Annotated in this window: 17 protein-coding genes; 7 read left to right on the forward strand and 10 right to left on the reverse strand. The window is 69.7% G+C overall.

What is annotated here, in order from left to right:
• Positions 1–16: 16 nt before the first annotated feature.
• On the reverse strand, positions 17–1,111 hold the full coding sequence (locus FJV46_RS07645) for a TadA family conjugal transfer-associated ATPase (RefSeq protein WP_306298278.1): 1,095 nt from the start codon (positions 1,109–1,111) through the stop codon (positions 17–19).
• Positions 1,108–2,172: a septum site-determining protein Ssd gene (ssd, locus tag FJV46_RS07650; protein ID WP_087028309.1), complete on the reverse strand. Its 1,065-nt coding sequence runs from the start codon at positions 2,170–2,172 to the stop codon at positions 1,108–1,110. The genes FJV46_RS07645 and ssd overlap by 4 nt, the downstream gene beginning before the upstream one ends.
• Before the next feature lie 105 nt (positions 2,173–2,277).
• Here ssd and FJV46_RS07655 point away from each other — a divergent pair, with 105 nt between their 5' ends.
• Complete coding sequence (locus FJV46_RS07655) at positions 2,278–3,975, forward strand: bifunctional 3'-5' exonuclease/DNA polymerase (RefSeq protein WP_087028311.1); 1,698 nt, start codon at positions 2,278–2,280, stop codon at positions 3,973–3,975.
• Between the two features lie 79 nt (positions 3,976–4,054).
• Here the strand turns inward: FJV46_RS07655 and FJV46_RS07660 are convergent, their stop codons facing one another.
• From FJV46_RS07660 to FJV46_RS07670, 3 genes are all read right to left on the reverse strand, one after another.
• On the reverse strand, positions 4,055–4,747 hold the full coding sequence (locus FJV46_RS07660) for an NUDIX hydrolase (RefSeq protein ID WP_170212728.1): 693 nt from the start codon (positions 4,745–4,747) through the stop codon (positions 4,055–4,057).
• Between the two features lie 106 nt (positions 4,748–4,853).
• A complete protein-coding gene (nth, locus tag FJV46_RS07665; RefSeq protein WP_087028313.1) occupies positions 4,854–5,657 on the reverse strand; it encodes an endonuclease III in 804 nt (267 codons plus the stop codon).
• A 69-nt stretch (positions 5,658–5,726) separates the two neighbouring features.
• Positions 5,727–7,082, reverse strand: coding sequence for a hypothetical protein (locus FJV46_RS07670; protein WP_126130640.1), 1,356 nt, complete (start codon positions 7,080–7,082; stop codon positions 5,727–5,729).
• Positions 7,083–7,340: 258 nt separating this feature from the next.
• On the opposite strand from FJV46_RS07670, the gene acs reads away from it, so the two are divergent.
• Positions 7,341–9,338, forward strand: a complete 1,998-nt coding sequence (gene acs / locus FJV46_RS07675) for an acetate--CoA ligase (protein WP_239961523.1) — start codon at positions 7,341–7,343, stop codon at positions 9,336–9,338.
• 91 nt (positions 9,339–9,429) lie between these two features.
• Here acs and FJV46_RS07680 read toward each other — a convergent pair whose 3' ends face one another.
• Positions 9,430–9,852: an organic hydroperoxide resistance protein gene (locus tag FJV46_RS07680; RefSeq protein ID WP_087028317.1), complete on the reverse strand. Its 423-nt coding sequence runs from the start codon at positions 9,850–9,852 to the stop codon at positions 9,430–9,432.
• A 116-nt stretch (positions 9,853–9,968) separates the two neighbouring features.
• Between FJV46_RS07680 and FJV46_RS07685 the strand changes: the two genes are divergently transcribed.
• From FJV46_RS07685 to FJV46_RS07700, 4 genes are all read left to right on the forward strand, one after another.
• Positions 9,969–10,553, forward strand: a complete 585-nt coding sequence (locus FJV46_RS07685; protein ID WP_197715696.1) for a TetR/AcrR family transcriptional regulator — start codon at positions 9,969–9,971, stop codon at positions 10,551–10,553.
• Between the two features lie 80 nt (positions 10,554–10,633).
• Positions 10,634–11,959, forward strand: a complete 1,326-nt coding sequence (locus FJV46_RS07690) for an MFS transporter (RefSeq protein ID WP_232008491.1) — start codon at positions 10,634–10,636, stop codon at positions 11,957–11,959.
• Positions 11,960–11,966: 7 nt separating this feature from the next.
• Positions 11,967–12,422 carry a type II 3-dehydroquinate dehydratase gene (gene aroQ / locus FJV46_RS07695; RefSeq protein ID WP_087028321.1) on the forward strand — a complete coding sequence of 152 codons (456 nt, stop codon included), beginning with the start codon at positions 11,967–11,969 and terminating at the stop codon, positions 12,420–12,422.
• Positions 12,423–12,594: 172 nt separating this feature from the next.
• The gene (locus FJV46_RS07700) at positions 12,595–14,511 is read left to right on the forward strand and encodes a dipeptide ABC transporter ATP-binding protein (protein WP_087028323.1); all 1,917 of its coding nucleotides are present in this window, start codon (positions 12,595–12,597) and stop codon (positions 14,509–14,511) included.
• 6 nt (positions 14,512–14,517) lie between these two features.
• Here FJV46_RS07700 and FJV46_RS07705 read toward each other — a convergent pair whose 3' ends face one another.
• Complete coding sequence (locus FJV46_RS07705) at positions 14,518–15,981, reverse strand: reverse transcriptase family protein (protein WP_104150518.1); 1,464 nt, start codon at positions 15,979–15,981, stop codon at positions 14,518–14,520.
• A gap of 337 nt (positions 15,982–16,318) precedes the next feature.
• Here FJV46_RS07705 and FJV46_RS07710 point away from each other — a divergent pair, with 337 nt between their 5' ends.
• Positions 16,319–17,275: a DUF5996 family protein gene (locus FJV46_RS07710; protein ID WP_087028327.1), complete on the forward strand. Its 957-nt coding sequence runs from the start codon at positions 16,319–16,321 to the stop codon at positions 17,273–17,275.
• 94 nt (positions 17,276–17,369) lie between these two features.
• On the opposite strand, the gene FJV46_RS07715 is transcribed toward FJV46_RS07710, so the two are convergent.
• From FJV46_RS07715 to FJV46_RS07725, 3 genes are all read right to left on the reverse strand, one after another.
• Entirely contained in the window at positions 17,370–18,311 is a 942-nt protein-coding gene (locus FJV46_RS07715) for an ABC transporter permease (RefSeq protein ID WP_087028329.1), read from the reverse strand.
• Positions 18,308–19,312: an ABC transporter permease gene (locus tag FJV46_RS07720; RefSeq protein ID WP_087028331.1), complete on the reverse strand. Its 1,005-nt coding sequence runs from the start codon at positions 19,310–19,312 to the stop codon at positions 18,308–18,310. Before FJV46_RS07720 ends, FJV46_RS07715 begins: the two co-directional genes overlap by 4 nt.
• Positions 19,313–19,415: 103 nt before the next feature.
• On the reverse strand, positions 19,416–21,107 hold the full coding sequence (locus tag FJV46_RS07725; RefSeq protein WP_087028333.1) for an ABC transporter substrate-binding protein: 1,692 nt from the start codon (positions 21,105–21,107) through the stop codon (positions 19,416–19,418).
• Positions 21,108–21,244: the final 137 nt, after the last annotated feature.

A 21,244-nucleotide genomic window follows, 5' to 3' on the forward strand; every position in this document is an offset into this window, starting at 1 on the left:
CCGCGAGGATCACGCGTCAGGTGGACGACGACGTCGACGGCACTGGCGCCTGAAGAACGAGTGCTTCCGGTGTGAGGCCCGCGAGAGCCGCCAGGGCGCTCAGCCTGGCGGGCACGGCGTCGGCGGAATTCGCATGGATCGTCGCCCCTCCACCGTCGTGGCCCGTGTTCATGGCCGACAGCAGATCGCGGATCTCGGAGCCCCTGCACTCACCGACCACGAGTCGATCGGGCCTCATCCTCAGCGCCTGCCTGACGAGTTCCCCCAGATCGAACACGCCCGCGCCCTCGAGATTCCCGTGCCGGGCCTGCAGACCGACGGTGTGCGGGTGGGCCGGTGCGAGCTCCGCCGCGTCCTCGACCAGGACGATCCGCTCATGGGGTGCGGCGAGCCCGAGCAGCGTGGAGAGCATCGTCGTCTTGCCCGTACCCGTGGCGCCGCTGATGAGGAAGTTGAGCCGTTTCCTGATCATCAGGGTGAGTGCCAACGCGGCAGTGGGCTCGACGCCACCGGCGTCCACCAGCTCCTCCAGGGTGAAGACCTGTCGGCGTCGGATCCGGATCGACAGCAGTGTTCCCCCCGTCGAGACGGGCGGAAGGACGGCATGGACCCTGAAGCCGTCGAGCTGGACGTCCACGGCAGGACACCCGTCATCGAGCCGCCTGCCTCCCGCGGCGACCAGCCGGACCGCGAGGGCCCGGACGTCCTCGTCGGTGCCGAAGACCCGGCCGGTCCGGCGAAGGCCATGCGCACCGTCCACCCAGACATCGCCCGGACCGTTCACCAGGATGTCCGTGACGGATGGGTCGAGGAGCAGATGCTCGAGGGGCCCGAGCCCCTTGAGTTCGGCGCGGACACGATCGAGTTCGGTCAGCACCCCCTCGGAGCCGAGGAATCGGCCGCTCGAGCCCACAGCCTCGGCAAAGGCAGCGCCACCCACCCTGACGTCCGCCGAGAGCACCGCCCGACGGACGGCGTCCACCATCGACTCCACTCCGGGGTGGGGCGTTGCCGAGACGGTGGCCCCGCCGTGCTCCGCAGGGGTCGCGCCACCCTGCGCGGCCCGCCGCTGGCGACGCGTCCGCGAGCCCGGCACGCTCATCCCCGTCATCGGAACTGCTCGATGGTGCGCGTCACGGCTGCGACGGCTTTGCGCGCCCGTCGGGGAATGCCGGCGTCGAGCATCCCACCCCGTGCCTCGACGGACGCCGCGTCCCGCACGAAGGGCAGGTGGGCGAGCGGTTCGGGGCGACCGATCAGTTCCGCCACCCGCCAGGCGTCCAGGCCGTCGGCCACGGGACCTCGCAGGACGACGGCGACAGGGAGGAGGGAATGCTCCTCGACGAACACCTCGGCGGCAGCGACCCCTCGCTGGCGGGAGGGGACCAGGAGGACCAGACCGTCGCACAACCCTGCCCATGGGCGCGCAGCCATGCCGCACCCGAGGTCGACGAGCGTCATGGGGAAGGCTCCTCGCGCGGCCTCGAGGACGGCTTCCACGGACGCAGACGCCTCACCCTGCCCCGCTGGAACCCCCGGGGCGCCGTGCGACAGGAGGGACAGCCGACCCGCAGCCGGGAGCGCCGACCGGAGATGCTCCGAGTTCAGGGAACCGCGGACATCGGTGAGGTCGTGCCATCTCACCCCGGGGAGCTCCTCCGTGCCGAGCGCGAGATCCAGGCCCCCTCCTGCGGAAGGGCCGTCGACGAGCAGGGTCGCCGTCCCTCCCGCTGTCAGCCCCAGTGCACACCAGAAGGCCAGCGAACTGATACCGCATCCACCCACCGCACCGACGAACCCGATGAGCGTGCCGCGGGCCGTCGTCGTCATCCGTCCCCCGAGATACTCGGCGAGCCAGCCACCACCCTGCGGCAGGACGACGACCCGGGACGAGGAGAAGTGCACGGCGGTCCCCCACGCCCTCGCCTCATCGTCCGCCGATGCCACGACCACGACGTCGTGCGCGCCGGGCAGGCGCTCGACCGCCTGATCGGCGGTGACGAGTAGGACTGTCGGGTTCAGTGCAAGCGCTTCGCCCATCCCGGGAACGAAAACCGGCCTGACACCGGCTGCAGCGCACGAGCGCGCCACCTGGTCCTGGATGTACTCCGATCCGCCGGCGAGCACCGCGAGCCGCCGCGTGTCGTCCGGTAGCCAGGTCTTCTGGGTCATGCTGCAAGCCTGGCCTCCGGTCCTGCGGCGTGGCAGGTCTCCGGCACCCTATGTGGACAACCCGCCGATTGCAGGAATGGCACCGCCACCGCCGACAATGTGTCCATGTACATCGCTGTGGCGCCGCCGTCGCCGGGACGCCACGCCGGCGGCGCCCGAGTGGCGCTCCAGCGCCTCGACGCCGACGGCACGGCCCGTGGTGAAGCGGCTGTGCTGGCGAGGTCGGCGCTGTCGGCCGCCGTCGCCGAGGCAGAGACCGGACGACCGCGCTGGATCTGGGCGGGTACCAGGAGCTGGTATCCCGAGCTCCTCGCGGCCGGTGTGACGGTGGATCGCTGCTGGGACCTGGGCCTGAGCAGGGCGATCCTGGCCTCCACGCCGTCGTGCCGGTCCTCGCCCTACATCGACCGGTTGCGCTCGGGCGCGCAGTCGGCCGACGGCGTCGAACCGCCCCGGACCCTGCTTCCGCCACCACCTCCCCCGAACCAGCACTCGCTGTTCGAGGAGCCGCGCGCACAGGTAGGACCGTTCCTGGACGACGTCGTCGAGGAGTTCCGCCTGCAGATGGACGCCGTCGAGCACTCCAGGGACCCACGGCGGTTGAACCTCCTCATCGCGGCGGAGTCGGCGGGCGCCCTGATCGCCGGGGAGATGGAGCATGAAGGACTGCCGTGGCGCAGGGATGTCCATGAGGAACTGCTGGAGTCGATGCTCGGGCCCCGCCCGCCCGAGGGTGGCCGTCCGGCAGCGATGGAGCGGCTCGCAGCGGAACTCCGCGCTGCACTGGGCAACCCGGGGCTGAACCCTGACTCGCCCCAGGACGTGTTGCGGGCCCTGCACCGCGCAGGCATCGAGGTGAAGACCACCCGGTCCTGGGAGCTCGAGCAACAGCAGCACCCGGCTGTCGGGCCGCTTCTGGCCTACAAGAAGCTGTCCCGCCTGCTGACGGCGAACGGCTGGACCTGGCTCGATACGTGGATCCACGACGGACGGTTCAGGCCGGAGTACGTGGTGGGCGGTGTGGTGTCCGGTCGGTGGGCATCGCGCGGTGGCGGCGCGCTCCAGATCCCGCGACAGGTGCGCGACGCCGTGCGTGCGGACGAGGGCCACGTCTTCGTCGTGGCGGATGCCGCCCAGCTCGAACCGAGGGTCCTGGCCGCGCTCGGCCGCGATTCCGCCCTGGCCGCGGCCGCCAGGGGCCGGGACCTCTACCAGGGCATCGCCGACCAGGGTTTCGGTGGTGACCGGGCCAAGGCCAAGCTGGCCATGCTCGGCGCCATGTACGGCGCAACCAGTGGTGAGTCGGGGCGCCTGATGCCGCAGCTGACCCGCTCGTACCCCGACGCCATCGCCGTCGTCGAGGTCGCCGCGAGAGCCGGTGAGGCGGGCGACGGCGTCTCCAGCCATCTCGGGCGCGGATGCCCGCCCGCGTCCGAGGCATGGCGGCAGAAACAGCGTACGACGACGGCGGAGGAGCAGCGGCGGGCGGACGGCGCGGCCCGCGCGCGGGGGCGCTTCACGCGGAACTTCGTGGTGCAGGCGTCCGCTGCCGAGTGGGCCCTCTGCTGGCTGGCAGAGATCCGACGGCGTCTTGCCGCAAGCGACATCCCGAGCCCCCGGAGCCGCATCGCGTTCTTCCTCCATGATGAAGTGGTCCTGCATGTGCCGGCACCCCTGGCTGCGCAGGCCGAGACGATCCTGGAGGACGCAGCACGGGCCGCGACGCGCCTGATCTTCGGCGACATCCCGTTGGAGTTCGCGATCTCGGTCGTCTCCGTCACCTCGTACGCAGACGCGAAGTAACAGGAGCCCGCCCGTCACACCCGGAGCAGACCGTTGTGTCCGCATACGCGACGCCCCTCGCCGACCGGCCCGGGCAGGCTCACAGCGGTGCGGGTATCTCCATCGACTCGTCCCACGGGAGCGTCCAGCCGAGACCCTCGAAGACCGCGTCCAGCAGCATCGCCGTGAAGCCCCAGATGACGACGTGGGGCGTCAGGAACGCCGGTGTCCGACTGACGAAGCCTTCACGGTGGAGCACGGCCGTCCTCCGGTTGGCCGCGTCCAGGAGGGCGTCGACGGAGCACCGGAACACGTGCTCGGACTCGCCCCTGTCCATGACCCGGACCGGTGACTGACGAGCCCACCAGCCGAGCACCGGGGTGACCATGAAGTTGCTGATCGGCAGACCGACCTCGGGAAGCAGTCCCAGGATCTCGACGCCCGAGGGATCGAGGCCGGTCTCCTCCTGCGCCTCCCGCAATGCGGCCGCCCCCTCGTCCACATCACCGGCATCGGTGGCGCCACCGGGAAACGCGACCTGTCCGGGATGGTTCGACAGTCCGGCCGACCGCATCACGAACAGAAGGTCCAGGCCGTGCAGGGCGTCCGCCGGGCCCGAACGGCTCGGATCGGCGCCGCCCCGTCCTGCACCGGCCCCGCTCGGGGCGTCGCCGAACAGGATGAGCACCGCCGCCCGTCGACTCGTCAGCGGATCGAGCGCAGCGAGTTGCCATCCGTCGCGGCGCAGGAGCCCCGTCCCCGACGCGGCCGTCGCCCGGACCCAGGCGGCCACGTGGTCGCGGAGCGTTCCGGGCCCGGTCCCGGCTCCAGGGCCGGAACCGTCGGCCGCACCATCGAGGCGCGGTCCTTGCCCCGCACCGGTCGAAGGGCGCGGGTGCTCAGGCACCCAGACCGTGGCCCGCAGCACGCAACTCGGCGCGACTCTTCCCGGACCGCATGAGCTCGAGCAGTTCTCCACGGCCAGGTGCCAGTTCGTATTTGAGCAGCTTCGCCGCCTTGATCGGGTCCACCTCGCCCTCTCCATAGGCAGGGCAGAGCGCGGCGACAGGGCACACGCCGCAGGCCGGCTTCTTGGCGTGGCAGATCCGACGCCCATGGAAGACCACGTGATGGGACAGCGCCGTCCAGTCCTTCCGGTCGAAGAGGACGCCGACGTCGAGCTCCACCTTCACCGGATCGTCGGATGTGGTCCAGCGGAAGCGGCGGGCCAGCCGGCCGAAATGTGTGTCCACGGTGATACCGGGCACATCGAACGCGTTCCCGAGCACCACATTGGCCGTCTTGCGGCCCACACCGGGGAGGGTCACCAGATCGTTCAGTCGCCCGGGTACTTCGCCGTCGAACTCGTCGACAAGACGTCGCGAGAGCGAGAGCAGACTGTTCGCCTTCGCCCGGTAGAAGCCAGTGGGCCGGATGATCTCCTGGAGTTCCGACTCATCCGCCTCGGCCAGGGCACGCGCGTCCGGATACCGCGCGAACAGCGCCGGTGTCGTGAGGTTCACGCGCACGTCGGTCGTCTGCGCGGACAGGACGGTGGCCACCAGCAACTCGAACGCGTTGTGGAAGTCGAGTTCGGCCACAGCGTAGGGATAGGTCTCCGCGAGGATGCGATTGATCCTGCGAGCGCGTCGCTTCAGGGCGACGGGCGCCTCCTCCTCGATCTTCGCTTTCCTGCCTGCCACGGTGGATCTCCTTCCAGCGGAAACGATCGGACGTCGGCCGAGCCGGCCGGGAACCGGCCGGCTCGGTGGTCAGTCGCGCGGAGCGCGCTCGATGTTGCGAAGATCCCGGAGTATCCCGACGGCCCCCGTGCGCTTGTCCTGTACCAGGAAGTCGTGGCCGCGATCCTCGATGCCCACTTCCCAATCACCGGGCTGCAGGACGAAGACCTGGCGGCCGGTGTCCTCGTCGAAGACCGGACGCGGGGACCCGACCGCGAACCAGAAGGCCTCGACGACCGGCTCCTCGTCGGCGGACCGGGTCGCCGTGATGGGCTCCTGGCGGTTCTTCCCGGAAACGGCGTCCGTCTCCCGCGTGGCAGCAGGGTCATCGCGGACGACGTCCTGCGCCCTCGTCGCGTCCACGCCGTCGGGGGACCCCTGGTCCTCGTCCCCCGTCTGTTCATTCCTCTCGCTGGATGCATCCGGGCCGACAGCGTGCGATCCGCTCTCCGACGCGTGCTGCTCGCGGTCCGGGCCCTGCGCATCAATGCCATCGCTCGGGGACTCGGCGTCCCCGAGGGACTCTGCAGCCCGGCGTTCGAGCCCGGACTGCCCGGACGCCGCCGGCCCTGCACCGACTGCACCCGCTCCACCCGCACCGTAGAGCCCTGCTCCGTTCTGCCGCACGGCAGCAGCGGCCGGATTGATACCGGGTTCGGAATAGTCCGCGGAGGCCGATGGTGAATCGTCCGCGGTGGAACCCCGCCCGGTCATCGCTCCGATACGTGCACGCAGACCCGATCCGAGCTTGCCTGCAGCCGTGCCGGTGCCGTCCGTCGCGCCGCTGTCGTCCGCGTCCCGAGTGCTGCCGAACGCCTCGCCAGGGTGCTGCTCGTCCTTCGGGGACGACGTGGATGCCGACGGACGGGGGCGCGCAGTGGTGATGGGCCGCGCCGCTGCATGCGCGACGACCTCGGGGCGCTCCGCGAAATCGTTCCTGAACACCGGCAGGAAGGGCCCGACGACGGTGGTGGCCAGCATGGCGAGCGCACCGAGCAGGGCTACCAGCGGCCCTGCGTGGAACGCGGTGACCGTGCTCAGGAAGAAGAAGGTGGTGGCGAGGACCGCCGCGACCGAAGCGAACTGGTCGACGGACAGGGAGCCCACCCGGAGTCCGTCCGAGCCCAGGCGGCGACCTGCAAGGAGCGCAAGCGCAATGACCGGCAGCAGGATGCCGATGCCGATGAAGAACAGCGGCTCACTGTTCCAGAAATTCACGTAACGCACCATGCCATCGAGGAACGGAAGCAGAGTTCCGATGAAGACGAGGGCCACCCCTCCTCCGAAGACTGTTTCCCGAAGCGTGAACGGCCCCACGGCGGCGTGACTCGGCCCGCCGAGATCGCTCTCCCCAGCGGCTCGCTGCCCCTCGGATGCTTCGGTCATGGCGTTCTCCCGTTCGTAGCGCTGGTCGTCCGACACGGGAAAGGCCCGCGGACACTGAGTACCTGCTTCCACCCTAGCCACCGCCCCGGTCCTTCTCCACCAATCGGGGCCCCCGCCGGAGCGCCGCTCACCGCACAATCGCGGCAGCTCGGCTAACCGCGTGTGACGCCCGGCACACGCGGGGCGGAAGAAGTCGGTAGTGTTCCCGTGGAGCACACCGGGGTGCGGCGATTCCTCACAGCACCGCCGGATCGCTCCATCGAATCTGTCATCGGACACGTCACAAAGGGGTACAACACGAGCGCCGATCGCCAGGGCGATGCCTTCGAGAACCTGCTGCACGAGGAGCGCCGTTTCCCGCCCAGCGAGGAATTCGCCGCGCACGCCGTAGCCCAGCCGTCCCTCTACGACGAGGCGCGCGAGCAGGGCTCCGAGTTCTGGGCCCACCAGGCGCGCGAGCTGCTCACCTGGGAGACGGACTTCACCCAGACCCTCGACTGGACGGACGCACCGTTCGCCAGGTGGTTCGTCGGCGGGACGGTCAATGCCGCCTACAACGCGCTCGACCGCCATGTCGAAGCAGGCCTCGGCGGCCGCGTGGCCATCCACTTCGAGGGCGAACCCGGCGACACCCGAACCATCACCTACGCGGAGCTCACCCAGGAGGTCAAGAAGGCGGCCAACGCCTTCGAGTCGTTGGGCGTGCAGAAGGGCGATCGCGTTGCGGTCTACCTGCCCATGATCCCGGAAGCCGTCGTCACGATGCTCGCCTGCGCGCGGATCGGCGCGGTGCACTCGGTGGTCTTCGGCGGCTTCTCGGCTGATGCGCTCCGCAGCCGGATCGACGACGCCGAGGCCAAGCTCGTGGTGACCTCGGACGGCACGTACCGCCGCGGCAAGCCGAGCGCCCTCAAGCCGGCGGTGGACGGCGCCCTCGAGAAGGAGGGGCACACGGTGACCAACGTGGTGGTCGTCCGCCGCAACAACGAACCCGTGGAGTGGACCGAGGGACGTGACCTCTGGTGGCACGACGTCGTCGACGGCGCGTCGGACGAGCATACGGCCGTGGCCCACGACGCCGAGCATCCCCTGTTCATCCTCTACACCTCCGGGACGACGGGTAAGCCGAAGGGCATCCTCCACACGACCGGTGGCTACCTGACGCAGACCGCCTTCACGCACCGGAACACCTTCGACCTGCGGCCCGAGACGGACGTGTTCTGGTGCACCGCGGACATCGGGTGGGTGACGGGCCACAGCTACGTCGCGTACGCACCGCTCGTCAACGGCGCCACACAACTCATGTACGAGGGGACACCGGACACCCCGCACCAGGGCCGCTGGTGGGAGCTCGTCGAGAAGTACAGGGTCTCCATCCTGTACACGGCGCCGACGGCCATCCGGACCTTCATGAAGTGGGGCCGGGACATCCCCCGGAAGTACGACCTCTCCTCCATCCGGGTGCTCGGGTCCGTCGGTGAACCCATCAATCCCGAAGCGTGGATGTGGTACCGCGACGTGATCGGTGGAGGCAACGCTCCGATCGTCGACACCTGGTGGCAGACGGAGACAGGTGCCCACATGATCGCTCCCATGCCCGGCGTGACGGCGACGAAACCCGGCTCGGCCCAGGTCGCCGTCCCCGGCATCGCGATCGACGTCGTCGACGAGATGGGTGCGTCCGTCCCGAACGGCTCGGGCGGGTACCTCGTCATCCGCGAGCCGTGGCCTGCCATGCTGCGTGGCATCTGGGGGGATCCCCAGCGTTTCAAGGACACGTACTGGTCCCGTTTCGACGCCATGTATTTCGCGGGCGACGGCGCCAAGAAGGACAGCGACGGCGATATCTGGCTGCTCGGGCGGGTGGACGATGTCATGAACATCTCGGGTCACCGCCTCTCGACCACCGAGATCGAATCGGCCCTCGTCAGCCACCCGTCGGTCGCCGAAGCCGCCGTCGTGGGTGCGAGCGACGAGACGACGGGCGAGGCCGTGGTCGCCTTCGTGATCCTCCGCGGGTCGGCGAAGGACGACGACGACATCGTCACGACCCTCCGGAACCACGTGGGCAAGGAGATCGGGCCCATCGCGAAGCCGCGGAACATCCTGGTGGTCCCGGAACTGCCGAAGACCCGCAGCGGGAAGATCATGCGCCGGCTGCTCAAGGACGTCGCGGAGGGCCGCGAGGTGGGTGACGCGACCACACTCTCCGATCCGACGATCATGCAGCAGATCGCCGTGTCCCTGCGGAAGTAGCGCGCACGAGCCGGAACCGACAGGACGGGCGCAGGGCAGGGACGCGGAAGGCCCCGGCAGGTGCCGGGGCCTTCCGCGTGTCCTGGCGCGCTCAGCCGATCGTGGCGTCGACCGTGACCTCGATGTTGCCGCGGGTCGCATTCGAGTAGGGGCACACCTGGTGCGCCTGCTCGACGAGGGCGTCCGCCGTCTCCTGGTCCACGCCGCCGATCTCGGCGTGCAGGGCGACGGCGAGCTGGAAGGCGCCGCCGTCGACCGGGTTGATGCTGACCTCGGCCGTGACCGCGGTGTCGCTGATCTTCGCCTTGCTGCGACCGGCCACGAGCTTCAGCGCGCTGTGGAAGCAGGCAGCGTAGCCGACGGCGAAGAGCTGCTCGGGATTCGTTGCACCGCCGGCACCGCCCATCTCCTTCGGAACGGCCAGATCGACCACGAGCTGCCCGTCATCGGTGCGTGCCTCGCCGTTACGCCCGTCGCCCGTCGCGGTGGCCACTGCCGTGTAGAGAGCACTCATGGTCTCGATCCTTTCGTCGCGGCTGCCTCGATGGCACCCGATGCACAAGTAGACTAACTAGTAACTCTACTTTCCCCAAATCTCCCCCGCCCCCTTTCGAGACGCCACAATGGAGCATGATGACCGCTCAGCTACCCGTCCGCGATCGCATCCTCGCCTCGGCGACCACGCTGTTCGACACCACGAGCATCCGCTCGGTCAGCGCCGACCGCGTCATCGCCGACGCCGGCACCACCAAGGTGACCTTCTACCGGCACTTCCCTTCGAAGGACCACCTCGTGGTCGCCTACCTCGACCGGCACCTGGACCTGCTGCAGGAAGCCGTCGAGAAGGAGCGCGCCGCCGGCCACGACGCCTGCACCATCCTGCTGCGGCTCGCCGCAGCGAACGGCAGCGCCGCGTGCCGGCCGGGATTCCGCGGCTGCATTTTCATCAACGCCGCCGCGGAGTACCCGGCCGAGGGCAATTCGGTACGCGGCGCCGTCGCCAGGTACCGCGTCTGGCTGCACGGCGTCGTCGTCGGCCTGCTGCGGGACCTCGGGGTGGACGAGCCGGACGTCGTCTCCGATCAGCTGATCATGCTGCGCGACGGCGCCATGGTGCATGGCTACATGGCCGATCCGACCGCCGTGGCCGAGTCGCTGGTGACGGCGGGACGCGCGATCATCGGGGCACATCTCCGCAGCCCGCTGCCGGCCTGATCCGGCGGCAGTCTCCCCGCCAGTGTGACGTTCGTCCTGAAACGTGGCCCGCCCGCCGGTGCGGGAGGACAATCTTCACCGTGTCCACTACCGTGCAGCAGCCCCCCGTCACGAATCCGCGCATGGCCCGCCGCGTCGCCGGTGCCTCCTTCGTCGGAACAGCCCTCGAGTCCTACGACTTCTACGTCTTCGGCACGGCCGCCGCACTGGTGTTCAATGTCGTCTTCTTCACCGGGCAGGATCCCGTGGCCGGCACGCTCTCGGCCTTCCTCGTCTTCGCGATGGGATTCGTCGCCCGACCTCTCGGCGCCATCCTCTTCGGCCACCTCGGCGACCGGATCGGCCGGAAGCGCACGCTGATCTGGACCATCACCCTGATGGGCCTCGCCACGGGGACCGTGGGCCTGCTGCCGGACTACAACGCCATCGGCATCTGGGCGCCCATCATCCTGACGGCGCTGCGGTTCATCCAGGGACTGTCCCTGGGCGGTGAGTGGGGAGGCTCCATCCTCATCGCGACCGAGCACGCCGAACCGCGCAAGCGCGCGCTCTACGCGTCCATCCCCCAGCTCGGCTCACCCGTGGGCACCATGCTCATCTCGGCCATCTTCCTGGTGCTCGCCGTCGTCGCCCCCGACATCATGACCACCTGGGGCTGGCGGATACCGTTCCTTCTCGCCTTCCCCTTCCTCGCCGTCGCGATCTACCTCCGCCTCGCCATCGACGAGACCCCTGTCTTCAAGCAGGCGAGCCAGGGCCACCAGCTGCCCCGTATCCCGTTCGTCGAGGTCCTGAAGTCCCAGCCCGTCGCCATCGTCGTCGCCATCGCGTCCGCGGTCCTCGGGATCGGCTCCTACTTCCTGATGGTCACCTACACGCAGGCCTACGGCACGGAGACGCTCGGCCTGTCCGAAGCGACCGTCCTCAACGCAGCGCTCATCGGCTCGATCCTCCAGCTCGTCACGATCCCGGCGTTCGGCTATCTCGCGATGCGCATCGGATCCGCGAGGGTGGTCGCGGGCGGCGCGCTCGGGACGGCGCTGATCGCGTTCCCCCTGTACTGGGTCATCAGCATCGCCGACGAGCCGATGTACATCGCCGCGATCATCCTGGGCGGCATCCTGCCCACCGCGAGCTGGGCGGCCCTCGGCGGTCTCATGGCGGACATCTTCAAGCCGGCGACAGCGTTCACCGCGCTCTCCTTCGCCTACAGCATCGCCGCGATCATCGCAGGATTCGCGCCCTCGATCACCCAGCAGTTCGGCATCGCGACGGATGGAGCGTGGTGGCACCCGGGCGTCGTCCTCGCCGCCATGAGCCTGATCACCCTGGCGGGCGCACTCGGCGCCGTCGGGTTGCGCTCACGGCTCGCCGATCCGGCGGCCGCCGGCACGCGTGGGGCATAGTGGGGGCATGACGCCGGTACGCATCCCCAGCATCCTCGTGGTCAACGGTCCCAACCTCAATCTGCTCGGCACGCGGGAGCCGGCCGTGTACGGGACGGCGACGCTCGACGACGTCGTCCGGCTCGCCGACGACACCGCGCAGGCGGCCGGCTGCGCGACGACGGCGGTGCAGTCCAACCACGAGGGTGAACTGATCGACGCCATCCACGCCGCAAGGACCACGTCCGACGGCATCGTGATCAACGCCGGCGCCTTCACGCACACGTCGATCGCCATCCGGGACGCCCTCGCCGGAGTCGGCCTTCCCGTCGTCGAGGTGCACATCAGCAACGTCCACCGCCGCGAGGACTTCCGGCACCACTCCTACATCTCCGGGGTCGCCGACGCCGTGATCGTGGGAGCCGGGATCGACGGCTACCGCCTCGCCGTCGAGCACCTCGCGCGCCGCCTCACCGGCGTCTGACGCCGGGGCGGGCTCGGCCGGATCGAACCCGGCCGATCCCTCGCTCGCCTGCACCCTGCCGCTCCGTCGGATGCCCGGGGCCGGGCGCTGCCCAGGGCATCGTTCCCGAAAAGTTAGCCCGCCCTGCGCCGGTCGGGCGAGGATGACCCCGGCCATAGGGCACGATGGTGCCATGACGGACATCACTCCCGCCGGGTACGCGACCGACCAGCCCGAGAACCTCGACGCGCCCCTGCTCGAAGTACGGAACCTGGCGGTGAGCTTCCGGACCACGCACGGCGAGGTCCAGGCCGTGGAAGACGCCAGCTTCACCCTGAAGCGCGGGAGCGCGCTCGCGATCGTGGGCGAGTCCGGTTCGGGCAAGTCGACGACGGCGATGGCCTGCATCGGCCTGCTGCCCGGAAACGGCCGCGTCACCTCCGGGAGCATCCTCTTCGAAGGCCAGGACCTCGTGCACCTGTCCGAGGCGAAGATGCGGACCATCCGTGGCCGCGCCATCGGCCTCGTCCCGCAGGACCCGATGTCCAACCTGAACCCCGTGACGAAGATCGGGACGCAGGTCGCCGAGACACTGCTGGTCCACGGCATGGCGACGAAGAAGAACGTGAAGCAGCGCGTCATCGACGTCCTCACGGCAGCAGGTCTCCCTGACGCCGGCGAGCGCGCGAAGCAGTACCCCCACGAGTTCTCGGGCGGCATGCGCCAGCGTGCCCTGATCGCCATCGGCCTCGCCTGCCAGCCGCGCCTGCTGATCGCCGACGAGCCGACGTCCGCCCTGGACGTGACCGTGCAGCGCACCATCCTCGATCAGATCGACACGATGACCGAGCAGCTGGGCACATCGGTGCTCCTCATCACCCACGATCTCGGCCTCGCCGCCGAACGGGCGTCCCAGCTGGTGGTGATGCACCGGGGCCGTGTCGTCGAGACGGGTCCCGCCGACCAGCTGCTCAACGACCCGCAGCACCCCTACACGCAGTCCCTCGTCCGAGCCGCCCCCAGCGTCGCCGCGGTCCGGCTGCGCCCGGCCGCGTTCACCGCCGACGCCGCTGCGCGCCTGAAGCTCGCAGAGGCCGCCTTCGAGGAGCACGAGGCAGGACACGAGACAGGACACGGCGCCCGGCATGCGGCGGACCACGGGTCCGGCCATGAGGGCGCGGCAGGCGGATCGGCGGCCGGCCCTGAAGCGGCCACCGCTGAAGCGACCCCCGGAACCGGCGCGCACGCCGCCACGTCATCGTCCGACCGATCGACGGCGCCCACCCCCGGGTCCGCAGCACACACCCCGCCGGTGAACATCGTGAAGATCCGCGATCTCACGAAGGTCTACAAGCGGCGTGGCAGCAAGGAGGACTTCTACGCGGCGAAGAACGTCACGCTGGATGTCCCCCGCGGCCAGACCGTCGCGATCGTGGGCGAGTCCGGCTCGGGCAAGACGACGACGGCGCGGATGCTGCTCAAGCTGATCGAGCCGACGTCGGGCACCATGACGTTCGACGGCATGGACGTGGCCACCCTCGACAAGACGCAGCTCAACGATTTCCGGCAGCGCGTGCAGCCCATCTTCCAGGACCCGTACTCGTCGCTGAACCCGATGTTCACGATCGAGCGCATCGTCGAGGAGCCGCTCAACGCCTACAGGCGCGGCTCGAAGAAGGAGCGGTCGGCCCGCGTCCGTGAACTCATGGACCAGGTGTCCCTCCCCCAGAACGCCCTGCGGCGCTACCCGGCCGAACTCTCGGGCGGGCAACGGCAGCGCGTCGCGATCGCACGGGCCCTCGCCCTGCAGCCCGAGCTGATCGTGTGCGACGAGCCGGTCTCCGCGCTCGACGTCCTCGTGCAGGCGCAGATCCTCAAGCTCCTCGGGGACCTCCAGTCGGAGCTGGGCCTCAGCTACCTCTTCATCTCGCACGACCTCGCCGTGGTGCGCCTCATCTCGGACTACGTGTGCGTCATGAAGGACGGCGAGCTCGTCGAAGCGGCCAGCTCCGAGGAGGTCTTCCAGAACCCCCGCCATCCCTACACGCGGAAGCTCCTCGCGTCGATCCCCGGCAACGAACTCAACATCGGCGAGGATCTGGCCTCCTAGACCGGGTCACCAGCTGATCCGCTCGAAGGCGTCGCGCAGCTTCTTCCCGCGCAGGGCATTCAGGGAGGAGACCCAGGCGATGCGCCCCGCCAGGTGCGAGCGGAAGTCGCCCTGGCCGCGGCTCTGGGACTCCGGCCCGTGCAGCGTGCAGTTGTGCAGGATCGCCTTCAGCACCTCGTACTCGGTCCGGGCGACGTTGGGGCGCGCGTTGACGACGATTCCGGTCACGGACTGGCGGACGCTGCTGCCGCGCACGCGCGTCTTGCGCGGATTCACCGCGTGGCCCTCGGCGGTGACGATGCGGTCCGCTCCCCGGACGAAGGCATCGGCCCGCCGAGCCAGTTCGGCCGGGCCGCTGAACGCGAGGTCATCGGCGTAGCGCGTATAGACCCCGCCTGCCGCCTCGGCCCAGCCGGTGAGTCGCGCATCGAGACGCCGGACGGCCAGGTTCGCGAGTGCGGGCGACGACGGCGCCCCCTGCGGGAGGTGGGGAGCCCGAAGTGCCTGCGTGAGACCGAAGCGCTCCTCCGCGGTGCCGCCGTCGGGCATGGCCCGGAGAACGGCCTCCGGCACGGAGTGCGTGCACAGCCCGGTGAGGACATGCGCCGTGGCCTCCGGGTAGCCGGCCTGCCGGAACACGCCGAACACGCGGCCGGGCGTCACGCGGGCGAAGAACGAGACGAGGTCGAGCGTGATCACGACGGCGGAACCGGTGTGCAGCGTAGCGCCGCTTCGAGCACTGCGACCGGGCACGAATCCGTGGGCCGCTGGATGCAGCGGGATCGGGAGGAGGTGCCGGTCGAGGACACGGCGCTGCACCGTCCGAAGCCGGATACCGGGCACCTCGAGGAGGCGCGGGACCCGACCGGGCCGGGACCGCCAGACATACCGGTAGTGCTGCAGCAGCAGGCCGGCGCGACGGTTCCAGTGGCGCGTGTCGGCGAACCACTCGAGCTCACCCGGGGGCAGTCCCAGCTCCCGGGCGAGCCAGGCGAGGTCCCTGCACTCCGCCTCGGAGGCCTCCGGGTCTTCGGGCGTCCTCGGCCCGTCCCGTTCCCCCACGAGGTACCGCACCGGGACGATCGGCCGTCCTGCGGCGCGTGCCGTCGACACGGCCTCGACGAAGACCGGCTGTGCCTCGATCCACCGGGCCAGTTCCCGGGGCGCCCCGCCCGGTCTCCGGGGGTAGCCCCCGAGGACACCGCGTAGCAGCGGGCCGAGCCAGCGACGCCGGGCCCCGAGCAGTTCCGCGCCGACCCGCACCAGCTCCTCACGCTGCCAGGCGGACGCCTCGAGGAAGGCCTCGGCGAGGAGCAGCGCGAGGCCCGCGGTGCCCGGGTCCGGCGTGCGCGCCAGCGCTCGGGAAGCAGCCGACGTCGGCGCTGTCGCACGTGAGATCAGCGCAGGGCGTCCCGGTGCACCGGGCGCGCCGTCGCTTCCCCGGTGATGACCACGCTCGTCGGACACCACGCCGTCGTCCCCTGTTCCCCTGCCGTCCGTGGCTCCCCCTCGGCTCGTCGGACTCGTCCTGCCGCACGACGGATCCCGGCCGACCTGTCCTCCTGTTCGGGCGCTGAGCTGCGCGAAGCGCAGTCAGGTGCCTGAGGCGCCGTGTGCTGGTCGGTCTGCGTGCCCCGGGGTAGCCCCGGAGAGGAGCGCGCACTGCGTACGCGCACCGCCTCGGCCGGGATCCGTTCGGGCCACCCTAGCAAGGCGGCCCGACATCGCGGCGTCATGGACTGCACAGGCGTCGGCACGGCGCCTACAGTGGCGGGAACAGCAGTCGGACCGGACGGCAGGGGACACCATGAGCGGAACCGCGAACACGGCAGGGGCGACGACGGAGGACGGATGGCCCGCGCTGCGCGTCGACGCATGGGAGGACACGCGGACCACGCTGCACATGTGGCTGCAGGTGGTCGGCAAGATCAGGATGGTGCATGCCCCGCTCGTCAACCACTGGTGGCAGGTGCCGCTCTACGTGACGCCGCGCGGGCTCGGAACGTCCTCGATCCCGTACCGGAACGGGATGTTCGACCTGGAGTTCGACGTCGTGGCGCACCGCCTGCTGATCCGCAGCAGTTCCGGCGAGGACCGCGCCGTGCCCCTCGAACCGCAGAGCGTCGCCCGGTTCCACGACCGGACCATGGTGGCCCTGGCCGAGCTCGGGATCGAGGCGCCCATCCGTCCCGTCCCCACGGAGGTGGAGCCCGCCGCGCCGTTCGCGGAGGATCACGCGAACGCCTCGTACGACGCCGGCGCTGTCGCCGCCTACTGGCGTCAACTGATCCAGGCGGAACGGGTCATCACGCGGTTCCGGTCGGAGTTCCTCGGGAAGGTCAGTCCGGTGCACTTCTTCTGGGGTGCGATGGATCTCGCCTGCACGCGCTTCTCGGGCAGGCCCGCACCGACGCATCCCGGCGGCGCCCCGAACTGCGCCGACTGGGTCATGGAGGAGGGCTACTCGCATGAACTCTCGAGCTGCGGTTTCTGGGCCGGCGGTGGTGAGGAGGGCGCTTTCTACTCGTACGCCTACCCGGAACCGGACGGGTACCGGGAGACGGTGATCGGTGTGGACGGGGCGTTCTACAGCGACGACTTCCGGCAGTTCCTGCTGCCCTACGAGGCCGTGCGTACCGCCGCCGACCCCGACGCCGTCCTCCTCGAGTTCCTGCGGGCCACCTACCGGGCCGCAGCAGTGGCGGGAGGCTGGGACGAGGGCCTCGTCATCGATCCGCACCGGCTGGACCGGCACGGCCGCTGAGCCGCGGTACCCGCCGCGGAGACGCGAGCGGCCACCGCCCGCCCGGGTGGTGGCCGCCGTCGTGCACGCATGGTGCACGAGGGGTGCGGTGGAGCTACTTCCGGCGCGTCTTCGGATCGAGCGCCTCACGCAGGGATTCGCCGAGCAGCGTGAACCCGAGCGCCGTGATGGCGATGCAGGCTCCCGGCAGGAACGCCAGCTGCGGGGCCACGGCGAGCTCGGCCTGAGCATAGGTGAGCATGCGGCCCCACTCCGCAGCCTGCGGGAGACCGCCACCGAGGCCCAGGAAGGACAGCGCTGCGGCGTCGATCACGGCGGTCGCCAGGGTCAGTGTCGCCTGCACGATCACGGGCCCCATGCTGTTCGGCAGCAGGTGGCTCATGGTGATGGTCCGGCGGCTGAGGCCGAGCGTCTGCGCCGCCAGGATGTAGTCCGCGCCCCGCTGCGACAGCATCGAGGACCTCAGGAGCCGCGCGAAGATCGGGATCTGCGAGACACCGATCGCGATCATGATCGCGTACGAGCTCTGGCCGAGCACCGCCGCGATACTGACGGCGAGCAGCAGGTTGGGCACGGACAGCAGGATGTCGACGAAGCGCATGATCACGTTGTCCACCCATCCGCCGAGACCGCCGGCCAGGACGCCCAGCAGCATGCCGCCCGCGAGTCCCAGCGCCGTCGAGACGACGCCGATCAGGAGCGACGCCTGGGCGCCCCAGATGAGCTTGCTGAGGACGTCACCGCCGAAGCGGTCGAGGCCCAGCGGGAAACCGTCGATCTCCCCCGGCCCCGGGATGGTGGTCGGCGTGATGGACGTGCGGCCCGGCAGCTCGTTGCCTCCGTAGGGCGCGAGGATCGGGGCGAGGATCGCCACCAGCAGGAACAATCCGATGATGACGGCGCCGACGATCGCCTGCGGATTGCGGCGCAGCCGGAGGAAGGCGTCCTTCCACAGCCCGGTTCCACGGCCGGAGTCCAGGCTCGGGCCGGTGGGCTCGGCCGGTCCGCCGGCTCCGGTTGGCAAAGTGACACTCATTGCACACGCACCCTCGGGTCGATGACGGAGTAGGACAGGTCGACGATCAGGTTGATCAGGGCGTACAGGATCGCGATGAAGATGATGAAGCCCTGGAGCACGGGGTAGTCCAGGCCGAAGATGGCATCCCGGAGGAAGCGGCCGATGCCGTTGAAGGCGAAGACCGTCTCGGTGAGCACCGCGCCGGAGATCAGCAGGCCGAGCTGCAGGCCGATGGTCGTGACGACGGGCAGCATGGCGTTCCGCAGGATGAAGCTCCCCCGGATGGTGCGCTCCATCAGCCCCTTGGCGCGGGCGGTGCGGACGTAGTCGGCGTTCTGCACCTCCAGGACCGAGGCCCTCGTGATGCGCACGATGATCGCCAGCGGGATGGTACCGAGGGCCAGCCCCGGGAGGATGAGGTGCAGGAAGGCATCCCACGCGGCGTCGTACTCACCCGTGAGCATGCCGTCGAGGACATAGAACTCCGTGACATGAGTGGCGTCGATGCGGGGGTTCTGCCGCCCGTCCGGGGGCAGGATGCCCCACTGGATGGCGAAGATGTACTTCAGGATGAAGGCCAGGAAGAAGACCGGCACGGTGATCCCGACGAGGCTGAGCACCACGGAGCTGTGGTCGAGGAACCGGCCGTAGTACCGGGCCGCGAAGTAGCCGAGGGGCACCCCGACGCCGATCGCGAAGACGAGGGCGACGACGGTCAGTTCCAGCGTGGCGGGGAAGCGCGTGGCGAACTCCTCGAGTACCGGCCGGCCCGTGTTGATGGAGACGCCGAAATCGCCCTGCAGCAACCGGCCCACATAGGTCAGGTACTGCGTGAGCAGGGGACGGTCGAAGCCGTAGAGCTCGTTGACCCGGGCGATCGCCTCAGGCGTGGCCTTCTCCCCGAGCAGGGCGGTCGCGGGCCCGCCGGGCGGGCTCCGCACCCACAGGAAGAGCAGGATGGACAGCCCGATCAGGGTGGGTATCAGCAGGGCTATCCGTTTACCGATGACGCGTAACACTCGCGTGGATCCTTCCGGTTGACCGGCCGCGGCCGGGCAGGGGGTGTACAGCACGATGGAGCCGGTCCCCCGAAGGGGACCGGCTCCATGCGGGTACTGCTTGCTACTCGCTCAACTCGATCTCGGTGAAGACCTCGTCGTTGACGGGGCTCGCCGGGTACGAGGTGACGCGGGGGGCGAAGGCGAGCGACGGGGCGGGGTGCGCGAGCGGGATGGCCGGGTTAAACTCGGCGATCTGCTCGTTGATGTCCTTGTACAGCTCCGTCTGCTGCTCGCGGTCGCTGATGCCGCGTGCCTCGTCGAGGGCCGAGAACAGCTCCGGGTTGTCGAAGCCGAATTCGAGCTTCTCCTGCCCGAAGAACACGCCGATGAAGTTGTCGGTGTCGTTGTAGTCGCCGGTCCACCCGAGGAGGTGCAGACCGTGGTCGGGCGTGCCCTGGACCTGGTTCAGGTAGTCGGGCGACCATGCGGCGGGAGCGGGCGTGACGGTGATTCCGACGTCGCTGAGCTGTGCCTGGAGGTTGGTGAAGACCTGCTCCGGAGTGGGCATGTACGGGCGTGAGACGTTCGTCGGGTAGTTGAACGTGACCTCGAAGCCGTCGGGATAGCCGGCCTCCGCCAGCAGTTCCTTGGCGCGCTCGGGGTCGTACTCGTAGGTGGTGACGTCCTCGTTGTAGCCGTCGACGACCTCGGGGATGAACTGCGTGGCGACCTTCGTTCCCTCAGGGAGGGTCTGCGCCACGAGGGCTTCCTTGTCGATCGCGTGGGCGATGGCCTCGCGGACCTTCGGATCCGCGAGCTCGGGGATGGCCTGGTTCATGCCCAGGTAGAGGATGGTGAAGGGGTCGCGCGGGGTGATGTTGTACCCGGCGTCCTTGAGGGACTGCGTGTCCGCGGGCGCCACGAGGTCGTACCCGTCGATCGTGCCGGCCTCGAGGGCCTGGCGGCGCGCCTGGGGATCGTCGATGATGCGGAAGATCGTCTTGGCGATCTGGCCCTTGTCGCCCCAGTAGTCGTCGTAGATCGAGATCTCGAGCTGCTGCCCGACGTTCCAGGAGTCGAACTTGAAGGGACCGGTTCCGACCGGATGCCCGAGCGCGTACTCGCTGAGCGAGGGTGCCTCGGCGGTTCCGCCGATCTCGTCCGCCGAGTACTCCTCCAGCGCCGTGGGGCTCTGCATGGCGAAGGCGGGAAGTGACAGCGCGGCGATGAAGCCTGCGAACGGCTTGGCGAGGTTGATGGTGACCTCGTTGTCACCGTTGGCCTCGCAGGACTCGTAGACGGCGTCCTCGGGGCTGTCCGCGAACCCGCGGAAGAGCGAGCCGTAGTAGTACGAGGTGGTCTCGGCCTGCTGGATGCCGGTCCAGTTGTACCAGCGGTCGAAGTTGAAGCAGACGGCCTCGGCGTCGAACGGCGTGCCGTCGTGGAAGGTCACGCCCTCCTTGAGCTGGAAGACCGTGGACAGTCCGTCCTCGGCGGTCTCCCAGGACTCCGCGAGCAACGGCGCGGGGTCGGCGGTGCCGGGTTCCACGCCCACCAGGCCCTCGAAGATCTGGCGGCTGACGCGGAAGGACTCGCCATCGCTGGCGAAGGCCGGGTCCAGCGACTTCGGATCGGACGACGCGGCGAAGACGAAGGTCGAATCGACGGCGGAATCGCCCTCGGCGCCGGTGTTCTCCTCGCGCTGGCTCTGCACGCAGCCGGTCAGGAGGAGTGCTGCGATGGAGACCCCTGCTGTGAGCGCCGCGCGTTTCCTTGCGGCAGAGCCGCGCACGGATGTGCCTCGGTTGGACATGTGTTGCTCCCTGGTGAACGAGTGATTCCTACCGGATCTACCGGTATCCATGGGGATCACAGCGGCGACCGCGCTGATCCGTGTGACGAGCCTAACTTCCACGACGGCGGCGAGCCGCATTTCCCGGCGATCAGTGG

Origin of the sequence: Arthrobacter agilis, from assembly GCF_006494655.1 — a bacterium.
GTDB classification, from domain to species: Bacteria; Actinomycetota; Actinomycetes; order Actinomycetales; family Micrococcaceae; genus Arthrobacter_D; species Arthrobacter_D agilis.